Here is a 22,829-nt window from a genome sequence, read left to right as displayed (position 1 = left end):
ACCGTTCCAGGCACGCGTGTGATTACTCCGGGAACCCGAGTGTTGTTTCGGAATGAACCGGCCGTGGTCCAAGCCGTGGACTTTGGCTGGGAGCTGGTGCACCTGCGGCCACTGGGACGCCCGGCCGATCGGGAGGGTCCGATCGTGATCGGTTTCGAAGAGACCACCGGAAGCGACGAGTTTCAGATCATCGATCAGCCGCGCATCGATCGGGCGACACTGGTTCCTGACCTGGAGTTGGTCGACGATTCAGCGTGTGAAGCGGCCTATCGCAGGGTCGAACATCTGATGGAGATCATGACTGGCTATCGCAGCGGAGATCCCGCGAACGCCCGTCGCGGCGAACCTCGAGCCTCCTACACGGCGGGCAAATCCATGGAGGAACGATTCGTCGCCAAGGCCGCCGAGCTCGGCGTCGGCCGCTCCACGGTGCAGGGCTGGATGACGAACTTTCTTGCATCAGGTATGAATCCCGCTTCACAGCTCGATGGACGATCGACCAAACGTCGGCTCGGCTGGCGGCGCAACACCCACCCCGGGTGGGTCGCCTGCGTGCGAGACTCGATACGCGAACACATCGAGGAGCAGACGTCCTCGGTGCGTCGCGAGACGATCCGCCGAGAGGCTGACGAGAACTTCAAGCGCCAGTTTCCTGGGGAGAAGGCACCGGGTCGCTCCGTCGCATTCGAAGTGATCGCGGACCTCGCTACGGGCACATACCTGTTCGACTCCCCGGACGCGGCAGAACAAGTCGCACACCGCGACACGCAGTTGCGTGGCGGGCTGCATGCGTCGTATCCAACACAGCTGATGCTGATCGATACCCACCACATCGACGTGATCGGTATCGACCGTCTGTCGGGACGGTACGTGCCGCTGCAGCTGACGCTGCTCCTCGATGTCTTCTCGAAAAAGGTGCCGGCATTCGTGCTGTCAGAGATCTCGACAGACAGTTTCGTTGTTGCGCAGCTACTTTACCGATACTTCTGCCCGCAGGCCCGGCCCCCGTACATGCAGAAGCTGGGATTTCTAGGGGTGCCGCGCCGGATCGTCGCAGACGAGGACAAAGCCGAGTTCCTCACTGCTCGCCGACCGGTGATCAGCACCTTGATCCCCGACAACGACAAGGTCTTCATCGGCAGATCAACGACCGCGGCTCTGATCAACATGGGCACAACCCTGCGCCCGGCCCGAGTACGTACACCCGGCGACAAGGGCCCCTGCGAACGGATCTTCGAGACCATCGAATTCGAGCTGTTCGTGCACGAACCAGGCTATCGAGGATCATCGACAGTCAAGCGCGGCAAGAACATCGAAAACAAAGCGTGCCGGACAGTGGACGACCTTGAACGCGAGTTGTGTGAATTTTTCGAGAAGTACCACCGAGCGGTTCACAGCGGCCTGCGCCTGCCCGATGTACCTCAACGTACTCTGACCCCCAATCAGATGCATTGCGTCGGTGCGATCCGTTCGTTCGGCAAGCTCGGGTTGAGCGTCCCCGCAGACCCTGACGCGGCACTACGGCTTCTCCGGGTCGAGTGGCGAGTGATCACCCACAAAGGGGTCGCCTACAAGCACCAGTTTTACAAGTGCAGCGAGCAAGACAGTCACAGGGCACCCAAACCTGGTGACAAGAGCAACCTCGGTTCTGGCCGCAACCGTGGCAAGTGGCCGATCCGCGTCAACCCCTGGGACATGCGGCACATCAAACTCGAATGCGGGCCCGGAGAATGGATCACCCTCACCTGGGTGAAAGCGCACTTGGTCGATGGGCCGTTCACCGAAAGGACCCTCGAGATCGCCCTGCAAGTCACCGAGGACGACCCCGGCGTCATTGACATTGTCCAGGCCATTAACGAAATTTTGCACCGTTACGGCGCCGGGTTGGCGGACACGCCCGAGGAACGCCGGGCAGCCATCGAGGAGATCCGCCGCGAGTACGCAAACATGCACGAACTCGGACGGCCTCCCGACCCCCACGATGAGCAGGACTATCGCCGCTCACCATCCGACACCGACCTCGACTCCGGCGACGATGATGAATCGTCCCTCCACCTCGAGGACATCATCGACGAGGACTCCGACCGCGACGCCGAGGACGCTCCTGAATCCACACCTGCAGAACTCGCGGACTACTATGCGCGAGCTTCCGGATCGATCAGCGAAAACACCTGGTCTACAACGACATAGACATCACGCACGCAACGACGCACGATTCGTCGGTGGCCACACGGTGAGGAGTGAACATGCGATGACGCAACGCCGAAAAACACTGTCGTCACGCAGTCCGTACGATCCACAGGTACCCGATTTGCGGGCGGCGAGACTCGTGCTCAAAGAAGGATTCTCCGTGCTCGCCGAAACAGCACCCCCGACGAGGCCCGATGACCTCACCATGCGGGCGTACCGATCACTCACCGACAGCGCGAGAAAAGCATACGATCGGCAGCGCCGCGAGTTCCACGCAAACTTCGGGCCGTTCGTAACCCCCGCAGTCACGACAGCGACTCGCACCCTCACCAACGTCTACGAGTCGAATCGCTTCAAGCGTGGCGATCGACTCCGGGGATCGGTGATCATGAGTGCCCCTGCAGGATTGGGCAAATCAACGTTGGTGGTGTCGTTCGCTCAACAAGTGTTTCGTGACCGTAGAGCCGAAAACGGCAAATACACCACGCACGGGAACGAATACATCCCCGTCGCCTACATCTCGCTGACATCGAATCCGACACCACGAGGCATCGACGCACTGATCTGCGACTTCTACGGTGCGCCGCTCAACGCCCGCAACGAAGGTGAGCTGCTCCTGCGCGCACGTGACTGCGTGTTGGACTGCGAAACAGAACTGTTCATCGTCGACGAATGTCAGTTCGTCGACGAAACCCGGCCAACGGACGCAATCAAGACCGTCAACCACCTGAAATCGCTCGTCAACATGATGCCAGGAACATTCATCTTCGTGGGCACCGGACTAAGCCACGACGAAGAAATCGCCTATCGCGGCGCCGCGAAGCAGGCGCCACATCCGGTCCACCGCAACATGGTCAGAGACCACATCCTCGTGCAACAGATGGGGCGCCGCTGGACCCCGATCACGTTCACCGGCTTCACCCTGACGACTCAAGCTAACCGGAACGCCTGGGAAGCGTATCTGCTGACGATGGAACGAGACATGGTGCTGTGCCGCAAGAGGCCAGGCATGCTTGTCGAAAAGCTGTCCCAGTACTTGTTCACGCGATCGAGCGGCCATATCGGATCACTCATGTCCCTGATCGGACAAGGCATCTACCGAGCTGTCACCAGCGGCGAGGAACAGCTCACCCAGAACCTGCTCGACACCGTCACCATCGACACCGAGGCCGAACGGCAACGCACCGCCTACCTCGCGAAATTCCACACTGGCGCGTTGTCGACACACCACGATCCACAAACCTAGCGATGCCAGTACCGTCGCGTGGCGTACGTACTCTGCCCCTTCACGTCGAGCCAGTCGATGGCGAGACAATGACCTCCTGGCTGATCGCACTCGCCCGCCGCCACCACACCACCCTGCGCGAGATCATGCGCAGTCTCGGTCTTGTACAACCAAACAAGTCCCTACTCCCGGTAGACGATGACCTTGACGGCCGCCTCGTTGCGACAACGGCCCACGCCACCGCAGTCGAGGCCCAGACCATTCGCCGATTACTCATGAACAACCGCCTACCTATCCCGCCAGCAGAGGTCAGGACACCCGGCAGGATGCCGATGCCAACAGACGACGGGCTACGACGCACTTTCTGGCGAGTGCACCGTGAACTCCGATTCTGCCCCTTCTGCCTGATCGATTCCGCCGCGCGATGGCCGTCGCGGTGGAAGCTGGCGACGTCGGTCATCTGCACCATCCACGGATGCCTGCTCATCGACGTCTGCCCTGGCTGCGGATCACGCATCGACCTCGCCCGAAGACCCGGTTTCCCACTCACAGACGGATTGCACTGCCGCAACAAGAAGCCCGGAACCTCGCCAGCCGTACCCTGCGATGCCAACCTTGCCGAAAGCGCCGCCCTGCCGCTAGGCGAGACACATCCGTGTTTTCAAGCGCAATCCTACATCGACACACTCATCGACACGGCAACCACCGCCAGCACCGCAACCACGGGCTCGGCGACGCTACAGGCTTGCAGACAACTCGCCGACATCAACAATCTCGCCACGCTGATCGTCAACCACGTACCATGCGATGACCTCATCGCGAGATACCTTGGCACAGGCGGCGAGGTTCAACGCATGCGAGATGGACAACAGCTCCTGGCGCGCTATCCGACTCACGTAAAGATCCCCGCTCTACTCGCTGCTTGTGCAACAGCCAACGCCGTTGAGATCCTTGCAGTTCCATTCGATACTGGATGGCGACGACTCAAGCGGGACCTATTATCCTCAGCGACAACGGCATTGCCGCTCGGGATCACCGTTCCGTCCCGTGAGCGCAGGTTTGCCGGTGACGCCCTCGACGGCCTCATCTGGCGTGCTCGGCACACCGAGATCCGCCACCTCGAGCGCTTACGCTTCCGCATTTACAGCAGCCATCCCTCGCGACCCACGACCGTGGATCTGACGACACGCGCCGCCCACATTCCCGCCGTCTTCTGGCCAGAATGGACGTTACGTCTGATAGCACGGGATCTTGACATCGACACCAACAGGGTCGCACTCAGTATTGCGCTGTTGATGACCGGCACCCGCTTGGAGGGCGCAGACGCGGCATTGTTACTCGGCCTCACCGAACACGACGGCGTCTTCGTGAAGAAACTCCTACGCAAGTTAGACCAAGGCGGGCGGCTTGTCGCAGCCGCCGCCGCAATCACACGGTTGGCTGACTACCTAGACACGCACGAACCACCTATCGACTACATGCGCCGACGCAAATTCGACATCAGCGAGATCCTTACCGAAGAAGCCTGGCAATCGTTCTGCGCTGCAACGAATTATCCGTCATTCGGTGCGCACAAGCTCTATGCAGCACGCCGATTCCTCACCACGCGCGCACTGGCCAACCCGGTGCGGTATGGACGATTGTCCACGGAACCGAACGCGGAACATGCCTTCCAAGCTCGGCTGACACCAGCACGTCTCGAAGCGCTCGACGCCCTAGTCTCACATCATCTCCACGACCACGGCATCGATGAACCCGTGATCTGGGAACCGCCTCTCGAGCTTTTGGGAGGACCATCAGCCGACTCCTGGCGCCCGCCCCCTGACCGCGAGCTGGTGTCATTGTTACGCCACGACCACTGCTCGATTTCCGACGCCGCGGCCGCACTCGATATATCCCGCCAGCACCTGCAACTCTATCTTCAAATCCACCCTCTCCCTGCCGAGCCTAAACGGAAGAGGCGGCGACGCCGCACCATCGAACAGCAGCTGACCCGAAAAACGTTGCAGCACTATCTTGACGCAGGATTATCGGCACGACAGATCGCCTCCGAAACTCGGATCAGTCGTGCCATAGTCATCGAACAACTTCGGGCACACTCGCTGCCGGTGAGAGTCCCACGCACGCCCAGAGTCGCCATTCCTGTCAGGGAACTCGAACGCCGATACCTTACCGAAGGAGAGTCCACACGGGAGATCGCCAAGTGCTACCACATATCTCCCACAGGAGTGCAACAACAACTCATTGCCGCCGACATTCCTCGCCGACCACATGGGACGAGGGGCAAACATGCGGCGCCATAGACCGCTTTGGGCCGAGTCGAGTAGGTGCGTGGATTCTCGGTGTACGAAGGATTGCCAGTTCCCGTGGTCGTAGCGGGTGGCCATCGGGCAACTGTCGCTCGAGCAGATCGTCGTAGATGCCGGCCGCCAGCGCATCTCGGATGAGGTGGTCTTTGATGCGGTCGGCGTCGAGGACCCGCCAGCCATCGTCGACGAGTCCTAGCTGTACTTCCCCGTGAGGTTGTGAACGCGGGCTGCGGGGGTTAGGCCGGCGATGCCGGTGTGGGGTCGGTGGTGATTGTAGCAGTGCAGCCAGTGGCGGTAGGCGGCTTCGCGGTCGGCCTCGCTGGCATAGGGGCGGGCGTAGGCCCATTCGGTCGAGAGAGTGCGGTTGTACCGTTCGATGCTCCTATGTTTGTCAAGCGGCTGTTGGAAGTTGCTGTGCAGCAACGCTCTCCGCGAGTTTGGGGAGGTTGGAGTAGATTTCGCGAGCGATGTAACGCTTGAGGCAACGGATGATCTCGCGTTTGCTGAGTCCCTCGCTGGTGCGTCGTTCGACGTAGTCGCGGGTGGGTTGGTGGTGTCGCATGCGGACGATTGTGACGATGTAGAGGGCGCTGTTGGCGGCTCGGTCACCGCTGCGGCTGAGGCGGTGCCGGCCGGTGGTGCGGCCACTGCTGGCTGGCTGAGGGGCTACGCCACAGAGTTTGGCGAAGGCGGCCTCGTTGCGGATCCGGCCAGTGTTGTCGCCGGCCGTGACCAGGAATTGGCCAGCGATCTCGGCTCCGACTCCGTGCAGCTCGACCAGGTCGGGGGCTGCTTGATGGACCAGTGTTTCGATGTGCCGGTTGAGTGTTTTCACCTCGTCATCGAGGGTTTTCCAGCGGCACGCGAGATCCCGTAACGAGGTTTTGACTCCGGCGATCAGAAGTCGTTCGGGGCCATTGGCGAGGGTGGTGAGATCGGTTGTCTCCGGACGCAGCCGCAGGCAGCGGTTGACCAGAGTCTTCTTGGTCAACGCGACCAAGTCGTCGCGCAGCGGTGATGGGGCCCGATCATGACGCCCCACAGCGTGTTGAACGCCTGGGTACGCGATTTGACTGCGCTCGTACGGGTCACCCCCAGAGTCCGGATGACCTCGACGATGCCGGACTTGGCCTTGGGGACTGCTGTGGAGGTGTGTCCAAGAACGGCGCGGGCGATCTGCTCGGCGTCGAGGCGATCGGATTTGCCGTCCATGCGGCGGGCAATTCTGTTGGGCCGGTTCACCTCGATGACTTGCTCGCCGGCGGCGGTGAGATAGCGGGTGAGTGTTGCACCGAATGAGCCGGTGCTCTCGACACCGATCGCTTCCACCTCACCGTGGGTGTGCAACCACGCCCGCAGAGCGCGGTAACCGGTATCGGTCGCGGGGAACTCCTGGTGGGCCAGGACCTTGCCGTGCGAATCGATCGCCGATGCGTAGTGGGTGTGCTTATGGGTATCGACCCCGCCGATGACGGTGACAGTCGTACTGGTCGTTGTCATGCTGGAACTCACTCTCCGTTCGGGCTACTGACGGATGAGGCGAACCGGCCGGGCGGGCGACAGGTCTGTGACGGGGCTTCCAGCCAAGCTCCTATCAGGTCAGATCCGTCTGGCCGGTGCGCGTCATAGTGCTGCACCGGTTCCGGTCGACATATCGAACGCAGGACACCGTGGTCATACCTTGGCCGGGGTCAGACCGGGCCGATGCAGCACCACAAACAAAGTCTTCACAGACTTTGCCGTTGGTTTGCGGCCGGTAGGGCCTGGTCCACTTGTGCTTGATGTGCGGGCCAAGTGCGTCATTGAAGGCGTGTGAACGGTAGCAGGAACCGTTGTCGGTCACCACTGCGGTCACGGTGATCCCGAGGCTGCTGAAGAACGCATTGGCTCGGGTCCAGAATGCGGCTGCGGTTTCTTTGCGCTCATCGTCGAGGACCTCCGAGTACGCCACCCTGGAGTGATCATCGACAGCGTGATGCAGGTACCGGTATCCTCGAGGTCCCTTGGCTCCCTGACGGAATGCCTTGTTGCGTCCACGGTGTGAAGACTTGTCCTGCGCCGAGCCTCGTCCGTGGCCGCGCCACCCGCCACCATCGGGGATTCTGCCCTGCTTTTTGATATCGACGTGGATGAGCAGTCCGGGAGCATCGACCTCGTAGCGCTGTGGATCAGGTCGCCGCACCCGCAGCCCTGTCGCCAGGTCCAGATGCGTCAACCGCGGCATGGCGTAGCGATCGAGAACACGGCCAACCGTCGAGCGGTGAAGCCCAAGGTGATAGGCGATTCTGTGCGGCCCCAGCGGCGGTCACACCGCAACCCGATGATGCGTCGTTCCGTGCGTGTCGCCATCCTGCGTGGTGAGGAGCGGGGACGGGAACTGCGATCGGTCAATTGCTCACCAGCCCGGAAACGATCGGCCCACCTCTTCGCGGTCGCCGGGGAGCACTGGAACCGTTCGGCAGCCCGCCGTATCGACCAGCCGTCCTCGACGATGAGAACCGCGAGGCGGCGACGCCCCTCAGGAGTCAACGGTGCGTTAGCGTGGGGCATGAAGGCCTCCGTGGCGCGGACGTGTGTGTGGTAAGCCACATCCTGCCCGGAGGCCTTCCTCTCACCTCAGACGTTCACAACGTGTCGGGGAAGTACACCTAGCGCCTGCACTGCATGCGATTTCCCGCGCCAAGTACGCCGGCGGTCAAATGGCGCAGCGCCCACCGCGCTCGACGTCGCTTTGCTCTGCCAGATACGCCTCGACGATGGCGTCATGGGTTCGACGACGGCTGGCATTGTCGGCATAGACCCGAAATGTGGCGCGGTCCCCGCCGGCATGTAGTGGCCGCTGTGGCTGGCACAAGGTGTTCAGCGCGGCGGCGGTCCGGTCGCGTAATGGTTTGGTGTGCACTTACTGCCGGCTCGCCGCCCGGTCGCGGGCGGTCGCGTCGAGGAGCTGCTGATAGTCGTCGTCATCAAGGAGATCGCCGGCGCGTTCGATCTGATCCCACGTTCCGCGCACGTACGCATCGGCGTCCGGATCTTCGGTGGGTGCGCCACCGAAGGTGTAGTCCCAGGCCAGAAGCTCGCGCATCATGTCGTCGTGCGACACCTCGCCGACGGCGTGCTCGAGAAGTACCTCTCGAGGCGTGCGATGCCCGACATTGGGCTGTAGCCGTGCCGCTTTCGCCAAACGACTGACTTCTGGCTGGGTGACACCGAGCGAGGCAGCGATGTCGCGTTGCGACCACCCTTCTTTGGATGCCGCGAGTACCGCCCGCAGTTTCTGTAGTCGATGAAGTTCAGCCCTGGCCGTGACAGCACGCAGGAGTCGCTGCACTTCGTGGTCATGATCGACAGGGATCGGCATGGTCGCCACCTCCCAATCCTCAGCTGATACATTCTAGTATACCCGCAGGTAGATGCTGGCGGCGGCGAGTGGTTACGGATCTCGATCGGATGCGCGTTCGTCAGGTCCGGGTGTCGGCCGCCAGCTGCGCCCCTGGCGAGTGCGGCCCCGACTTTTTTCGTCGGGCCCTAACCACGGGCGCCGAAGATGCCACGGATGTTCGACATATTCGAGCGGTGTCCCGATCACGGGGCACCGCGCCGGCACGCACCGTCGCCTCTACTGGGACAGACTGCTGCCGTCGCGGAGATCCCCGCGGAGGTGGATGGAGCAGCCCGCCGCAGCACACGATGAGCACGTCGCGCACGCCGCGGTTGGCCAGATTCGCACACACCCCGGCCCAGAACTTCGCCCCTTCTTCGGCCTGAATCCAGATCCCCAACACATGCTTGACACCGGTCATGTCGACGCCAATAGCGATGTGGGCGTGTTTGTTTCGGACGTGCGCGCCGTCTTTGACTTTCACCACCAGGGCGTCGAGGTAGATGACGCAGACCCGGGATCAGGCCACCGTCCCCGGTGATCTGGACCTGCCCGGTATCAATCTGGGCCAACAACTCATCAACCATGCCCGAGGCCTGTAGCGCCTCGGCTACCTCCGCAGTCGAACGCGGCTCGGCCAGCCCAGGCAACTGCTGGTCGACGTCTCCCTGCTGCTTGTCGTCTAACACCATGCCCTGAGATCTTCCTCTCACTGATGAGCACAGGACTTACACAGACCATCTGACACCCCCGCGAGAATCATCCGTTGCCTCAAGCGTTACATCGCTCGCGAAATCTACTCCAACCTCCCCAAACCCGCGGAGAGCGTTGCTGCACAGCAACTTCCGACAGCCGCTTGACAAACATAGGAGCATCGAACGGTTCCACCGCACCCTGGTCGACGAATGGGCCTACGCCCGCACCTACCGCAGCGACACCGAACGCAACCACGCCTTCACCGACTGGCTCCACACCTACAATCACCACCGTGGTCACACCGCACTCGGCGGACACCCCCAGCCAGCCGCGTCCCCAACCTCTCAGGTCAGTACAGCTAGCAGTCGGGCCAACAGCCTCTTCCTGGCGCTGTGACGGCATAGGTATGAATTGTCGGCGCGCGTCCGGCGCGGACTTGGGAGTCTGGTGCAACGGGCCGGGGCAGACTGTCGCTTAAGCTTGCAGCCGTCACCGCCGGCAGCGGCAATCCAGTGCGAATGCGGCAAGAGATTGGTGAACGCTGCATGGAAACAGCCTTGAGGACGGCACATGGGGTATCCCGACGCGATACCTTTCACCGGTAATATGGGATAGATTCTTGGGGTTCCTACCCAGAGCCGCAGCGTCCGAGGGGAGTCCTGGTCATGCCCGCCCAACCCGCGCCAATAACTGGCTCCGTGCTGGAATGGGCTATTCGCGATACCGAACTAACTCCAGGCGAGGTTGCCGACCGGGCGGAGGTTGCCGTAACGCTGCTGCGGGCGTGGATGTATGAGGACACGTCCCCGAATACCACGCAGCTCAAAAAGCTGGCCAAGGCGCTCGGGCGTCCGGAGTCCTTCTTCTTCCTGGAAGAGCCGCCTAAACAACAGCCAACACCCGTAGAGTTCAGGCGTTTTGCGGGATCGACCGATAGGCCTGGTCCAAGAACCATCGAAGGTATCAAACTTGCTCGTCGAGTCCAGACGACGCATGCATGGATTAGGAAGCGCGACGAAGGCCCCGTTGCGCTTCCAGGGCTGTCAGTTGATGAGAATGTCGAGGGCGTCGCTGAGCTCCTTCGCGAATGGCTCGGGTGGTCGACCGAGCACCAGACTGATGCCACGGAGGCAACAGTCGCCAAAGATTTTCGCAGCGCGCTGCAAGCCAAGGGTATCCTTGCGCTCAACCTCACACTCGACGCGGGAGTTTCCCGAGGGTTCAGTCTCCACGACTCTTACGCGCCGCTGGTGGCCGCGAATACGCGCGACCCACATCCTGCACGGCTCTTCTCTTATGCCCACGAGCTCGTTCACCTGTGCTTGGGCGAAGACGCAGTCTGCGGCACTCAGGGGGCAAAGCAGGGCCTTGAAAGATTCTGCAACAGTGTCGCATCAGCTCTCTTAATGCCAAGGCGATCATTCGTCGAATTTAAGAATTCGAAGTTCGGCTCTGAGCCTATTTCTGACTTAAAGCAGATAACAACGATAAAGAATCGCTTCCGCGTGAGCATGCGGGCCACTGCCATTCGTTTGGAGGAGCTAGGCCTCGGGGTTCCAGGTCTTTATCGAAAAGTCGATCGAGAAGCGAAGGTTGACCAGAAGAAGGGCGGATTTGCGGCCCCGGGCCAGCCGCCCCGGACTCGGCCGGTTATCCGAGTCGACCAATATGGTCACGAATTCATCGGTGCACTTTTTTCGGCAGAAGAGAAGGGGCTACTCCGACGACGTCAAATATCTGAGCTTCTCAGTGTTTCTGAGAAAGAATTAGCTCACGTTCAACGACTTGCAGCGATCGGCGCCGACACGTGACAGTAGTTGTAGTGATTGCAGATGCTAGCGCATTGCAGATCATGCCGAGACTGACGTCGACGGATCGATCCATCGACCTTTTTGGTGAATTGACAGATCGAGTCGAGAGCTGCCTCCTGTGCTTTCCCCGTGAAGTCGCTCTTGACCTGGGAGTTACTGCCCGCGATGAGCCTGTAGCTGCGTGGGCTGCTGGGCTCGGCCGGAAGCTGACACCGTTTAGGGCTGACATCAAATATCAAAGGCCTTTGATGGCACAGGTGAAGGCATGTGGGTACCCTGAGGGGTTTAATTCCATCTCGGGCAACGAACCCAGCAACTCCCATGTCGCACGCCTCGCTTGTGAATACGCAGCGAAAGACAGGGAGTTTGTGGTGGCGACGGAGGATGAGGGAGTGGGTCCATTGTCTCCCACAACGGAGCAGCTTTGTGTTGCGGCCTCGTGGGAACAAGTCAACGCGGTAGAGGCGCTCGGGCGGCTCGGACTTGGCTCCTACCTGTCATAGCCTCATAAGTTCGCGTCCGGTCTCTGTGAGGTAGTTGGACATGACCGACCTGCGATCGTCGAGCCGCAGGGCGTTGAGCATAGATTCGCAAAATAGTAGAAGTGCCCGTGAAGGTTCACAGACGAAATCCTCGCCTATATCTACAATCGGATATTGATGGCCGTCATAAACGATGTCGGTTACGTCTTTATCTGAAGGCTTCATGAATTTTCCCGGAATTCGGGCACCGTTCGACCTTTCGTGCATGAGGGTCACGCCAACCAAATACTCATCTTCTTCCTCAAGAACGCCTCGCGCGAACCTCTCTTTCGAAGCGAACATTCCAAGTTGGAGAATGCATGCGAAATCGAGACGATTATCCTGATCGCCAGATTTCAAATGACCAGCAATGGTCGCGGCCTTCTGTGAAGCCTGATACCCAACGAATGCGAAATATGGATGTGTACCTGTTGACTTTAGGTCACGTACGCTGGCCATTTTCTTGACGGCGTCTTCTATCTCCTCCTTGTCTGCAGTCGTTTTAACTTCAATACAGAGCCTGACATTTTCCACCGGAAATAGTACCTGGTTGGTCTGGGCAAGTAGAGCTGGCTCTTCAGAGTGATCGTAGACGACGATATCCATCTGCTTCGAGTAACTCCCTTCAGAGTCAATTAGGAGCCCCGATCCTATTCCGTACTTGGAAGGAACCAGCCGTTCCAGCACGCGCGCCAGAGAGACCTCGTTTTCCCGCCCTTTTTCGCCCTGATGATCGATCAACCGGTTAAATGTATCTACCTCGGCCTGGAGCCGACGAAGCACGCCAGACCAGTACTCTTCCAAGATCGCCACTCACAAACCATGGCATGGACACCCCCACGAGCGCGAATGGGGTGTACGCATCGTGGTCTGACCTTGTCTCAGGTCGTTTGGTGCCGGAGCAGCCGGACCTCTCCCGTTGCCAATACGACCGCGTGGCTGTTCGTTTTTGCTGCACCAATCCGTTGAGACGCACCACTTCTAGCGTGGCGTACGAATGGGTCTGCTGTACGGATAGGTGACAGTTTGACTTACCCCACCGGCTGCCACGACGCGCTTGTACTAGTCGTAGCTCTGCCGGATGACGCCCAGAATCGAGCAGCACCGCTCAACAGGTGCCCGTTGTCGACGAGACGGTCGATCACCGGGTGCAGACTTTTGTGAGGCCGGCTTGTCCTCGCCGAGGACTTCGCTGCGTGGCGCGTGATCGCCAGTTCCTGCTCGAGCTCGCGGAGACGGCGCCGTGGGGCGCGCAGCTCCGCCGACTAGCTCGTGGGGATCCCCGTCGCAGTCCGCGGTCGATGTTGTCCTGACCGATCCACGTCGACAGGGTCACGGGATGGATCGACCCCCAAGTCAACGGCGGTCTGCTTGGCCTGTTTTCCCGCACGGACCAGTGCGACGGCGTGCGCGCGGGACTCTGCTAGATAGGGACCTGACGTGACTGGGAGCGTCTCGTAGAGGCTTCCCGTTAGCGATCGAGTCTGGAACCTGGACGGTGAGGGCAGATCAAACTGTCACCCATCCGCGTTGCAGTCCCCTCTGCATCTGACATTCGTGCACTGGTGCCACTGACCGCAATCCCGCTTAGCATTGCCGACTACGCCACCCGACATCGTGCTCACGGGCTTGTCCTGCGTTCGACTGACCGCCCCCGCTGCACCGACGCTCGACGAAGTCATTGGCGAAATTCTGAGTTTGACTCGGATTGCACACGTGTTGTTGTGCCGTCCGAGTCTAGTTCAGAAAATCCGAGTCTAGTTCGACGTACTTCAGAATCTCCGAGTCTATCTCGACGGATTGAGGGGTCTGGCCGTCAGGCGGCCGAGGAGTCGGCGGCTGGTGTGTGGGTGGCCGATGTGCGGGCCAGTGGTTGGAGCGGGGCTCTCAGGGGCAGGGTCGCGGTGTGATGGGTCTGTGAGCCAGATCTACGGGGGTCAAGCCGGGATTTCGAACCTGAAAACGGTGGAGTCAAATCTGTTGTACCCCTCGTAGTCGACAAGATCGTAGAGCCTGGAACGCGTCAGCATTGCGGGAACCGATTCCTCTTGAGTGCCATTCCGCTGAATTGTCTGCAGAGTGCGTTCCATGGCACCGAGGGAGGCGCGCAGCAACGTCACGGGGTAGATAACCATGTTCACGCCAGTGGTTTGCAGTTGGTCCACTGTGAACAGCGCAGACTTACCGAACTCGGTCATATTTGCGACGATGGGTACATCGACGGCCGCCCGCATGGCTTCGAACTCGGAGAGATCGGCCATTGCTTCTGGGAAGATGGCGTCGGCGCCAGCGTCGACGAGCGCCTTTGCTCGGTCGACAGCCGCATCCATCCCGTTGACGCCCCGCACGTCTGTACGCGCCATGATCAGGAAGTTGGGGTCTCGACGGGCTTGAACGGCCGCGCGTATGCGCTGTGTAGCAGTGAGCAGATCGACGACGGACTTGCCATCGAGATGGCCACAGCGCTTCGGGTTGACCTGGTCCTCGATGTGGCAGCCGGCAAGGCCTGCGTTCTCGAATTCCTGAATGGTGCGAGCAACGTTCATCGGTTCACCGAAGCCGGTGTCCGCATCGACAATCGCGGGAAGGTCGGTGATTCGGGCTATCTGCCCGGCGCGCCCAGCCACCTCGGGTAAGGCTGTGAGCCCAATATCTGGAAATCCGAGTTCATTGGCGAGTACACCGCCCGAGATGTAGACCCCTTCGAAGCCTTGCTCCTCTATCAGCCTGGTCGAGATGGGGGTGAATGAGCCGGGGAAGCGTGCGGTAGCACCCGACGCTAGCATCCGCTGCAACGAGAGGCGTTTTGCCTCGGCAGTGAGATTGGAGAACAGCATGCGTAGTTCCTTTTCCGTATGAGGTCGGGGCGCGCTGAGTGGTCGTCGCCGGGCTGGGCCGAGTCCGCAGCGGTCAGATGCCCATCAACTGTGCGGCCTGTTCCCGACGCTCGTCCGGCGTGCCGAACAGTGCTGCGTTGGATTTTGCGCGCCGAAAGTACAGGTGTGCCATATGTTCCCAAGTGAACCCAATGCCCCCGTGGATCTGAATGGCATCGTACGCCGTTGCGATATAGGCGTCCGAGGTCAGCGCGTGAGCTATCGCAGCGTCGAGCCCAGCGGCATCATCAGCGTTGTCGATCTCAAGGGCAACCTGGTACGCGGCCGATCGGGAAAGTTCGACGTTGAGAAGCATACCGGCGGCCTTCTGCTTGACGGCCTGGAAACTACCGATGGGGCGGCCAAACTGCTCTCGAGTCTGCGCGTATCCGGTGGTTTCCTCCAACAGTCGCAGGGCGCCACCCACGTTCTCGGCGCATACGGCCGCGGACAGGAGTCGGTCCATCTTGTCGACGTACTCCGCGGCGCCGCCCTCCTGGCCGATGAGAATCGCAGGGGCAGAGTCGAACTCTACAATCGCTTGGCGTCGCGTGAGATCCAGCGTCTGCATCGGTGTGGTTGTCACCCCAGGTGCATCAGAATCGATTTCGAACAGGGATAGGCCTTCTGCTGTCAGGGCGGTGACCAGCAATGTCGAGGATTGGTTGGCGGCTACCACGTGGGCCTTTTCGCCCGACAGGCGCCACGTGAGACCCTCACGCGTCGCGGCGGTCGTAATCTCGGCGGTCGACATGCCGGGCGTTGTTTCGCGATGGGCGACGGTGGCGATCCGCGAGCCGTCTGCGATGCCTGGTAACAGGCGCTCCCGTGCAGGCTCGTCGTCCGTCGCCAGGACGAGATTGGCTGCCATCGCGACGGCGGGAAGGAATGGGACTGGCGCCAAGTTGCGCCCCAATTCCTCTATCACTATGGACAGTTCGACTTGACCACCACCGGCTCCACCGTACTGCTCGGGCAGGGCGATGCCTTGCAGACCGAGTTCGGTTGCCATCCGGTTCCATGCGTTCGACTCGAATCCAGATTCGGATTTGATGTCGCGACGGACGGCCTCCTCAGAGAAGTGGTTAGCGCAGAAGGCTCGCACCGTGCTGCGTAGTTCGGACTGTTCGTCGCTGAAAATCTTTGCCACTGTGCTAGCTCCTTCGAGAGAAACGCCAATGCGCTCAATCGCCTGATCTATTGGTTTGACCATTATGCAGGTTGCGCTTGCTGTTGTCGACCTCTGGACGGATCGGATGTGCATGCGCTATGACTAAATGGTCAAACCAATGGAAAGAGCTGCCTGTGACTTACCAATACACGCCCCCTCCCTCCGGCGAAGTGGAGGAGGATGAATCCGCTCGGATAGGGGTTATCGCGGAGGACGTCGCCGAATGGAGTCGGCGGCTGTCGAGCGCGTTGCTGGAAAGTACGGGCGAAGGCCTCCTCGACCGGCTTCGAGTCGAAGCGGACGTTCTGCGGACGCTCGTCGATGGGGCTGAGTCCGTGGATGGGAAGCAGCCCGTGGCGGCGCCGTACAGAGACCGCAAAGGCAGACTGAGAAATCTGACGAACCCGGTCTTGAGTGCCCGCAACCCGATCGCTCCTCCAATGACTCTCATCAAGTCCGGCGCCGAATCGGAGTTTTCTGTCACTTTGCCCATCCAATTCCAGGGTCCCCCGAAGACTCTCCACGGCGGATTCGTATCCGTCCTGTTGGACGAGACGTTGTGGCACGCGGTCCGTACGGCAAGCGGCGGCATGAGCTTCACTCGCGAGCTGACTGTCTCCTACGAGCGCCCGGTTCCGCTTGCCGTGCCCCTGGCGGTGCGTGGCCGTGTGACCTCGGTTGATGGCCGCAAGACCTATGCAGAGGGAGAGATCCTTGCCGACGGGTTGGTGTGTGCGCATGCATCCGGCCTGTGGATTGCGCCTCGACCTCGGGTTGAGCATCCCTGACATCGAATTGAGCATCACCGCAAGTTTCGCTGAATGAAAACCGTCGTTGTGGCGCAGGTCATATCTGTGACGATGTTCTGACCTGCACTACAGGCCAGGCGCGAAATCGCTTGGCGCAGAAGCAATACACGCCAGGCGTGTCGACCATCTGTCCATCGACCTTAAACACCGGAGGCGCTGTGACCGCAGACACCATCATCATCGGTGGCGCCGGACATGCAGGCGTGCAAGCAGCCGTTCGACTTCGTGAGCTCGGCTGGACCGGGCGCATTGTGATGATCGCCCCGGATGCCGATGCTCCCTACGAGCGGCCGCCACTGTCGAAGGACTTCCTCAAAGATGGATCTCCCGACGCGGCGGTGCTGCTGCGCAAGGCCAGCTACTTCGAGGACAAGGGTATCGACCGAGTGAGAGGCTGTATTCGAGCCATCGCTCGCGATCGACGATCTGTCCTACTCGAGGACGGCTCTCGACACGACTACTCCAAACTCATCTTGGCCCTCGGGTCAACCCCGCGTCCACTCACCGTGCCAGGGAGCGACCTGGATGGTGTCCACGAACTCAAGACGCACGAAAACGCCTCGGCTGTGAGAGCCGCACTTACGCCCGGCGCCCAGGTGGTAGTTATCGGTGCCGGGTACATCGGACTCGAAGTCGCGGCAGCGGCCGCATCAAGAGGCTGCGAAACCACGGTCCTCGAGTTTGAGAACCGGGTGATGAGCCGCGTCACGTGCGAGGTGGTCTCCCGACACTTCGAACGACTCCACAACTCCAAAGGCTCGCGGCTGGTCTTCGGAGCTGCTGTCACAGAGATCCGAGGTCAGGACAGAGTGCGGGAAGTTGTCACCGCGGACGGGTCCGTCCACCCCGCGGACGTCGTCGTCGTCGGAATTGGGGTGAGACCCCTCCAGGAGCTGGCCGACGAATCCGGAGTGCGCGTCGAAGACGGTATCGTCGTAGACCACAACAGCCGCACCAACGATCCGCACATCTACGCGGCCGGCGACGCCACCCGTCTCATCGACGACGGAGTCAATAGGCGTCTGGAAAGCATCCAAAATGCTGTGGCCCAGGCAACCAACGCCGCGAACCACATCATGGGTCTGGCCATGCCAAGGCGCGAGGTGCCCTGGTTCTGGACAGTCCAACACGGCGTGCGTCTGCAGACCGCCGGCCTGCGCCACCCCGACGACACGATCGTCCTCCGCGGATCATCCGAGGGCGATCAATTCTCCATCCTGTATCTGCGCGCCGGCAGGCTGGCCGCGATCGACACAGTCGGAACCCTGCGAGACTTCAACCCGGCCAAGAAGCTCATCAATTCGGGAGCCCTCATCGACCCCGAACGCGCGGCGGACCCGTCGGTCAAATTGTCCGACGCCGCCAGGGGACTCACCACCGCGCGCGAAGCCTGAAAGGAGCACCAAGAGCTATGTCTGACACCGACACCGCCATCGGAATCACGGTAACCGACCGAGACGGAATCCCCCGAAGGGTGGACTGGGAAGAAGGCCAGTCGCTTATGGAGGCATTGCGGGACAATGATTTTCCGATCCTTGCTTCCTGCGGCGGCACCGCATCCTGCGCCACCTGCCACGTGTACCTGCCCGAGCAGGTCGTCGACCGGCTCGGAGAACGCAGTGATGACGAACTCGAGCTCCTTGAAGACGCAGACGCTTACGACCCCAATCGGTCTCGTCTGGCGTGTCAGGTGGGCCGATCCGGCGAACTGAACGAACTCAATGTCGTCCTCGCTCCGGAAGAGGACTGACACCCACAACATCCCGCCCTGACCAGGCGGACCCGAAGCGGAGTGCACGACAAAGAACGAGGAGCTGTATCAGCGTGGGACAGTTAGACGGCAGGGTGGCGGTCGTCACCGGCGCAAGTCGAGGAATCGGCGCCGCCGTAGCGGAGGCGCTGGCCCGTGAAGGGGCGAACGTGGTGGTGACGGCGCGATCCACAGACGACGCGCGAGGCAAGCTTCCCGGGACCCTTGACGAGACGGTCGCCGCGATACGCGACGCCGGAGGTGACGCACTTGCGGTTGCGGCCGACCTGACCAACCACCAGGATCGTGAGCGCATCATTACGGCAGCGACGGATCGATTCGGGCACGTGGACATCTTGGTCAACAATGCCGCGGTCACCTTCTTCGTTCCTGGTAGCCAACTGTCGCAGTCCCGGATCCAGCTGATGTGGGAAGTGCAGGTAATGGCGCCGTTGCACCTGAGTCAACTGGTGCTACCCAGCATGAAGGACCGCGGCGCCGGATGGATACTCAACATCACCTCCGTCGAGGCCGAGAAACCAGCCATCCCACCAGACAGATTCAATGCCAAGGGCACTACCACTGTCTATGGCATGTGCAAATCTGCGCTGGAGCGTATGACGAGCGGCCTGGCAGCCGAGGCCTTCGGCCATGGCGTGTCTGTGACCGCACTGCGCCCCGGGGGCATCGTCCCCACTCCCGGGCTCGTCTTTCATGGCGTCATGAAGGAAGACGACCCGGACGCGGAGAATCCGCAGCTTATGGCCCAGGCGGCGGTACGACTGTGCATCGCCACGGCTGGCGACTACAGCGGCGGCGTCTACGAATCCACTTCCCTGGGCGACACCGCCGAAACGAGGATCTGAAATGAACATCACCAGTCCGCACGGAGCAACTCCGGCCGTCGGGGACGTAACCATCCTGGACGGGGTGAAGATCGTCGAGATCACGACCGCGGTATCCGCACCTCTGATTGGACGTGTACTGGCCGAGATGGGTGCAGAGGTCGTGAAGGTCGAGTCACGCGCCAAGGTCGACGTGAACCGTGCCCGCGTCCCCCGACCGACTGACCCCGAAGGCTATCCCGCGCACGAGGCGTTTCAGCTGCTCCATGAGGCAAGTGCGAGCAAGGAGAGCGTCACCCTGAACATGAAGACCGACGAGGGACGGCGACTGTTCCTCGAGTTGCTCAGCGATGCAGATGTTTTCATCGAGAACTTCGTGCCAGGCTGGCTCGACCGGCTTGGCCTACCCATCGAGCAATTACGTGAACGGTTTCCTCGACTGATCATCTTCTCCGCCAGCGGCTACGGCCAAACCGGCCCTCTGCGCACCCAGCGTTCGTACGCACCCGTGATGACCGCGCTGGCCGGCATCGAAGGCCTGATCGGCTACGAGGACGGCCAGGTCATGGGGTGCTCGGCCCTGGCATTGGCGGACCTGAACTGCAGTTTCAACGGGGTCTTTCTCGTCATGGCCGCTCTCGCAGGCCGGGAGACGACAGGTCAGGGCACTCACATCGACTTGTCGCAGATCGAGGCCGTTTCCACCCTGGCCGGTGAGGTCTTCGTGGAACAGCAGCTCACCGGCGCCATCCCTGGGCCGGTGGGTAACCAGGATCCGAACGGAACTCGCTGGTCACTCGCACACGCGTCCGAGCGCGACACCTGGCTTGCGGCCCGCGAAACGCCGGCGGGGGCCGCCCAGCCCGATTCGCGCCCCGACCGCGCTGATCTGTTGAAGACTCTGCGCGAGAAGGGGATCGAAGCCGCCGCCGTGCTGACACCGGAGCAGGTTGTCGCCGATGAACGGTTCGCCGAGCGCGGATACACCCAAACTGTCGAGCATCCCCATCCAGCAATCGGCACATTGACGATCACCAGCGTCCCCTGGCGGGTCGAAGGAACTGTGCCGCGGGTCCGCCGACCCGCGCCAATGATCGGCGCAGGGAACTCAAAAATTCTGGGCCGCTATGCCGACACGGCGAACCTTACCGAACTGGAAAACCAAGGTGTATTGAAGTGACGAACAAACTACTTGATGGATACCTAGTGGTGGAAATCGGGCGAAGCAGAGCGGCAGCAAATGCCGGCAAAGCCCTCTCCGACGCCGGAGCGCACGTGGTGGCGTTGCAGGACGCACAACGCCTAGAGAATCTCGGATCCCATGCGCGCACCTTTCTGGACCCGGCCAAGGACGTCGTCACCTGGGACCGACTAGATGACGCGGTGCTGGTCGAGGAGCTGCTCTCCCAAGCCGATGCCGTAATCACCGACCTGCCGACGCAGGAGCTCAAGGACCGTGGGCTCGATGCGGACACGCTCCGGAGACGTTGGCCGCGGCTCAGCTACATTGCCCTCACCTTCGTAGGCTGGGATCAGTCCGGCGGCCCTGCCGAAGAGCTGACCATGCAGGCTCAAAGTGGCCTGATGCACATGGTCGGCCACCCGGATCGCGAACCGCTGTCCCTGCCCCACGGTATGGGCTCGCTGCAGCTGGGCCTGCACGGCGCAGCAGCAGCCGCAACTGCGCTTTACGTTGCTACCACCACCGGGCACGGCCGCCTCATCGAGATCTCCGGTGTTGACCTGCTCGCTTCCTATGTTCGCATCTATGGGGCGGTCGCGAACTACTACGAGATCCCGCTGCGACGTGATGGTCGGCGTGCACCGGGCTCGGGAGGCCGCTACCCATTCGGGCTGTTCCCGTGCAAGGACGGCTATGTCGCCATGATCTGCCGAGCCGAACGCGAATGGGCGAGCCTGCTGGAGATGATGGGTAACCCGGAGTGGTCGCGCTCTGATCGCTACAGCAACCTCTACGCCATCGCCATGGAGTATCCGGACGAGGTGGACGCGCTGATCGAGCCCTGGCTGATGGAGCGCACTCGATCGGAATTGCTGGACCTGGCACAGAAGTATGCGATTCCGATCGCACCCGTTAAGACGATCCCGGAGGTTGCCGAAGATCCTCAACTGCGCGAGCACAGGCGGTTTTTCGACACCATCGTGACCGAAAGCGGGCGCGAGGTTGTTGCCCCGGGACGACCGTGGGCCAGCCCGGAGCGTCGGCTGACGCAACATCGACCTCGAGCGTTGACCGAGGTCGTGGGAGATATCGCCGGCGCAAACCGCCGGAACCACGACACGACGGTGGTGGCACGATGAGCTTGAACGACCCGGATCATCCTGCGGTCCTGGTGGAACGCAACGACGCAATCGGACGGCTGGTGCTCAATCGGCCGAACAAGAGCAACGCCTTGACATTCGATGACGCCCAGTACCTGAAGAGTTGCCTACATCAGCTCGAAGAGGACGACGACATCAAGGTCATCATCCTCAAGGGCCTCGGGAAGTCCTTCTGTGCCGGCCACGATTTCGACGATGTCGTTCGGTCCTACGGACTCGACAAGAAGGACAAGAACGGGCGCCCCCACAAGATGAGCGTCCGAGAACGATTGACCATCGATCGGCGTCTGGCGGAAGAGTACCTGGCCTTCCAGTACTCGCAGAAACCTGTCATCGCACAGGTCCAGGGCTCTGCAGTCGGGTTCGGGATGTACCTCACCGAGCTGGTCGACATGGTGATTTGCGCCAACGATGCGCGTTTCAGCCATGCCGAGCAACGTCTCGGATTTGCCGGCAACACCTGGCACCTCAACATGCAGATCCTCACCTACGGGCCCAAGAAGGTACGCGAAATGCTGCTGTTGGGTTCCGAATTCAATGGACAGGACGCGTTGCGGATGGGATTGGCCAACGCCTCGGTGCCGCTAGAGGATCTGGAAGCCACGACGGAAACGTGGGCTGAGCGGGTAGCGCGCAACCCCAAGGACGCCCTCGTCACAGGCAAGGCAATTCACAACATGGCCATCGATTCGCTCGGCGGGACGCAACAGTTCTACCGCGGCGCTGTCGGTCACACACTGGGAACCCTGTTGCACTTCGAACCCGGCGAGTTCAACTTCTTCCGAGAGCGTCGCGACCGCGGGACCAAAGCCGCCTACCAGAACCGCGACGCGTCCTTCGAGGACGCGGATCCCACCTGACGCCTCGGCGTGAACACCACGCCGTTGTGTCAAGACACCCG

Annotated in this window: 18 protein-coding genes and 4 pseudogenes; 13 read left to right on the top strand and 9 right to left on the bottom strand. The window is 61.2% G+C overall.

Annotated features, from left to right (window positions below):
• The first annotated feature begins 63 nt into the window (after positions 1 to 63).
• The 4 genes from AAFP35_RS18070 to AAFP35_RS18055 all read left to right on the top strand — a co-directional run bounded on the left by AAFP35_RS18070 (position 64) and on the right by AAFP35_RS18055 (position 5,920).
• A complete protein-coding gene (locus AAFP35_RS18070) occupies positions 64 to 2,190 on the top strand; it encodes a hypothetical protein (protein WP_419223019.1) in 2,127 nt (708 codons plus the stop codon).
• Between the two features lie 61 nt (positions 2,191 to 2,251).
• Positions 2,252 to 3,436, top strand: a complete 1,185-nt coding sequence (locus tag AAFP35_RS18065; protein WP_419223018.1) for an ATP-binding protein — start codon at positions 2,252 to 2,254, stop codon at positions 3,434 to 3,436.
• A 2-nt stretch (positions 3,437 to 3,438) separates the two neighbouring features.
• A complete protein-coding gene (locus AAFP35_RS18060) occupies positions 3,439 to 5,718 on the top strand; it encodes a TniQ family protein (protein WP_419223017.1) in 2,280 nt (759 codons plus the stop codon).
• Positions 5,719 to 5,794: 76 nt separating this feature from the next.
• Positions 5,795 to 5,920, top strand: a complete 126-nt coding sequence (locus AAFP35_RS18055) for a hypothetical protein (RefSeq protein ID WP_419223016.1) — start codon at positions 5,795 to 5,797, stop codon at positions 5,918 to 5,920.
• On the opposite strand, the pseudogene AAFP35_RS18050 reads toward AAFP35_RS18055, so the two are convergent.
• The 6 genes and pseudogenes from AAFP35_RS18050 to AAFP35_RS18025 all read right to left on the bottom strand — a co-directional run.
• A pseudogene (locus tag AAFP35_RS18050) lies at positions 5,917 to 6,102 on the bottom strand (integrase core domain-containing protein); the annotation flags it as partial. The gene AAFP35_RS18055 and the pseudogene AAFP35_RS18050 sit on opposite strands and share 4 nt — an antisense overlap.
• A gap of 13 nt (positions 6,103 to 6,115) precedes the next feature.
• Complete coding sequence (locus tag AAFP35_RS18045; RefSeq protein ID WP_419223015.1) at positions 6,116 to 6,715, bottom strand: transposase; 600 nt, start codon at positions 6,713 to 6,715, stop codon at positions 6,116 to 6,118.
• On the bottom strand, positions 6,712 to 7,224 hold the full coding sequence (locus AAFP35_RS18040; protein ID WP_419223014.1) for an IS110 family transposase: 513 nt from the start codon (positions 7,222 to 7,224) through the stop codon (positions 6,712 to 6,714). Before AAFP35_RS18040 ends, AAFP35_RS18045 begins: the two co-directional genes overlap by 4 nt.
• 232 nt (positions 7,225 to 7,456) lie before the next feature.
• Positions 7,457 to 8,274 (bottom strand): annotated as a pseudogene (locus AAFP35_RS18035) (IS481 family transposase); the annotation flags it as partial.
• 352 nt (positions 8,275 to 8,626) lie between these two features.
• Positions 8,627 to 9,085, bottom strand: a complete 459-nt coding sequence (locus tag AAFP35_RS18030) for a hypothetical protein (RefSeq protein WP_419223013.1) — start codon at positions 9,083 to 9,085, stop codon at positions 8,627 to 8,629.
• 310 nt (positions 9,086 to 9,395) lie between these two features.
• Positions 9,396 to 9,798, bottom strand: a pseudogene (locus AAFP35_RS18025) (transposase); the annotation flags it as partial.
• A 181-nt stretch (positions 9,799 to 9,979) separates the two neighbouring features.
• Here AAFP35_RS18025 and AAFP35_RS18020 point away from each other — a divergent pair.
• Together AAFP35_RS18020 and AAFP35_RS18015 are read left to right on the top strand one after the other, a co-directional pair.
• Positions 9,980 to 10,164 (top strand): annotated as a pseudogene (locus AAFP35_RS18020) (integrase core domain-containing protein); the annotation flags it as partial.
• 303 nt (positions 10,165 to 10,467) lie between these two features.
• Complete coding sequence (locus AAFP35_RS18015; RefSeq protein ID WP_419223012.1) at positions 10,468 to 11,613, top strand: ImmA/IrrE family metallo-endopeptidase; 1,146 nt, start codon at positions 10,468 to 10,470, stop codon at positions 11,611 to 11,613.
• A gap of 497 nt (positions 11,614 to 12,110) precedes the next feature.
• Here AAFP35_RS18015 and AAFP35_RS18010 read toward each other — a convergent pair whose 3' ends face one another.
• From AAFP35_RS18010 to AAFP35_RS18000, 3 genes are all read right to left on the bottom strand, one after another.
• Complete coding sequence (locus tag AAFP35_RS18010; protein ID WP_419223011.1) at positions 12,111 to 12,947, bottom strand: DUF6602 domain-containing protein; 837 nt, start codon at positions 12,945 to 12,947, stop codon at positions 12,111 to 12,113.
• Positions 12,948 to 14,071: 1,124 nt separating this feature from the next.
• Complete coding sequence (gene prpB, locus AAFP35_RS18005) at positions 14,072 to 14,971, bottom strand: methylisocitrate lyase (RefSeq protein WP_419223010.1); 900 nt, start codon at positions 14,969 to 14,971, stop codon at positions 14,072 to 14,074.
• Between the two features lie 73 nt (positions 14,972 to 15,044).
• Complete coding sequence (locus AAFP35_RS18000) at positions 15,045 to 16,160, bottom strand: acyl-CoA dehydrogenase family protein (RefSeq protein WP_419223009.1); 1,116 nt, start codon at positions 16,158 to 16,160, stop codon at positions 15,045 to 15,047.
• Positions 16,161 to 16,315: 155 nt separating this feature from the next.
• Here AAFP35_RS18000 and AAFP35_RS17995 point away from each other — a divergent pair, with 155 nt between their 5' ends.
• The 7 genes from AAFP35_RS17995 to AAFP35_RS17965 all read left to right on the top strand — a co-directional run bounded on the left by AAFP35_RS17995 (position 16,316) and on the right by AAFP35_RS17965 (position 22,788).
• Positions 16,316 to 16,969, top strand: coding sequence for a PaaI family thioesterase (locus AAFP35_RS17995; protein ID WP_419223008.1), 654 nt, complete (start codon positions 16,316 to 16,318; stop codon positions 16,967 to 16,969).
• A gap of 137 nt (positions 16,970 to 17,106) precedes the next feature.
• Positions 17,107 to 18,384, top strand: a complete 1,278-nt coding sequence (locus AAFP35_RS17990; RefSeq protein ID WP_419223007.1) for an NAD(P)/FAD-dependent oxidoreductase — start codon at positions 17,107 to 17,109, stop codon at positions 18,382 to 18,384.
• Positions 18,385 to 18,401: 17 nt separating this feature from the next.
• On the top strand, positions 18,402 to 18,740 hold the full coding sequence (locus AAFP35_RS17985) for a 2Fe-2S iron-sulfur cluster-binding protein (RefSeq protein WP_419223006.1): 339 nt from the start codon (positions 18,402 to 18,404) through the stop codon (positions 18,738 to 18,740).
• A 74-nt stretch (positions 18,741 to 18,814) separates the two neighbouring features.
• Complete coding sequence (locus AAFP35_RS17980) at positions 18,815 to 19,606, top strand: SDR family NAD(P)-dependent oxidoreductase (protein WP_419223005.1); 792 nt, start codon at positions 18,815 to 18,817, stop codon at positions 19,604 to 19,606.
• 1 nt (position 19,607) lies between these two features.
• Positions 19,608 to 20,765, top strand: coding sequence for a CaiB/BaiF CoA transferase family protein (locus AAFP35_RS17975; protein WP_419223004.1), 1,158 nt, complete (start codon positions 19,608 to 19,610; stop codon positions 20,763 to 20,765).
• Positions 20,762 to 21,907: a CoA transferase gene (locus AAFP35_RS17970; RefSeq protein ID WP_419223003.1), complete on the top strand. Its 1,146-nt coding sequence runs from the start codon at positions 20,762 to 20,764 to the stop codon at positions 21,905 to 21,907. The genes AAFP35_RS17975 and AAFP35_RS17970 overlap by 4 nt, the downstream gene beginning before the upstream one ends.
• Positions 21,904 to 22,788, top strand: coding sequence for an enoyl-CoA hydratase/isomerase family protein (locus AAFP35_RS17965; protein WP_419223002.1), 885 nt, complete (start codon positions 21,904 to 21,906; stop codon positions 22,786 to 22,788). The genes AAFP35_RS17970 and AAFP35_RS17965 overlap by 4 nt, the downstream gene beginning before the upstream one ends.
• Positions 22,789 to 22,829 lie beyond the last annotated feature (41 nt).

It is taken from the genome of Gordonia sp. CPCC 206044 (assembly GCF_048537895.1).
Lineage (GTDB): Bacteria > Actinomycetota > Actinomycetes > Mycobacteriales > Mycobacteriaceae > Gordonia.
The sequence above is the reverse complement of the archived record's forward strand: the minus strand, read 5'-3'. Positions and strand labels throughout refer to the sequence as shown.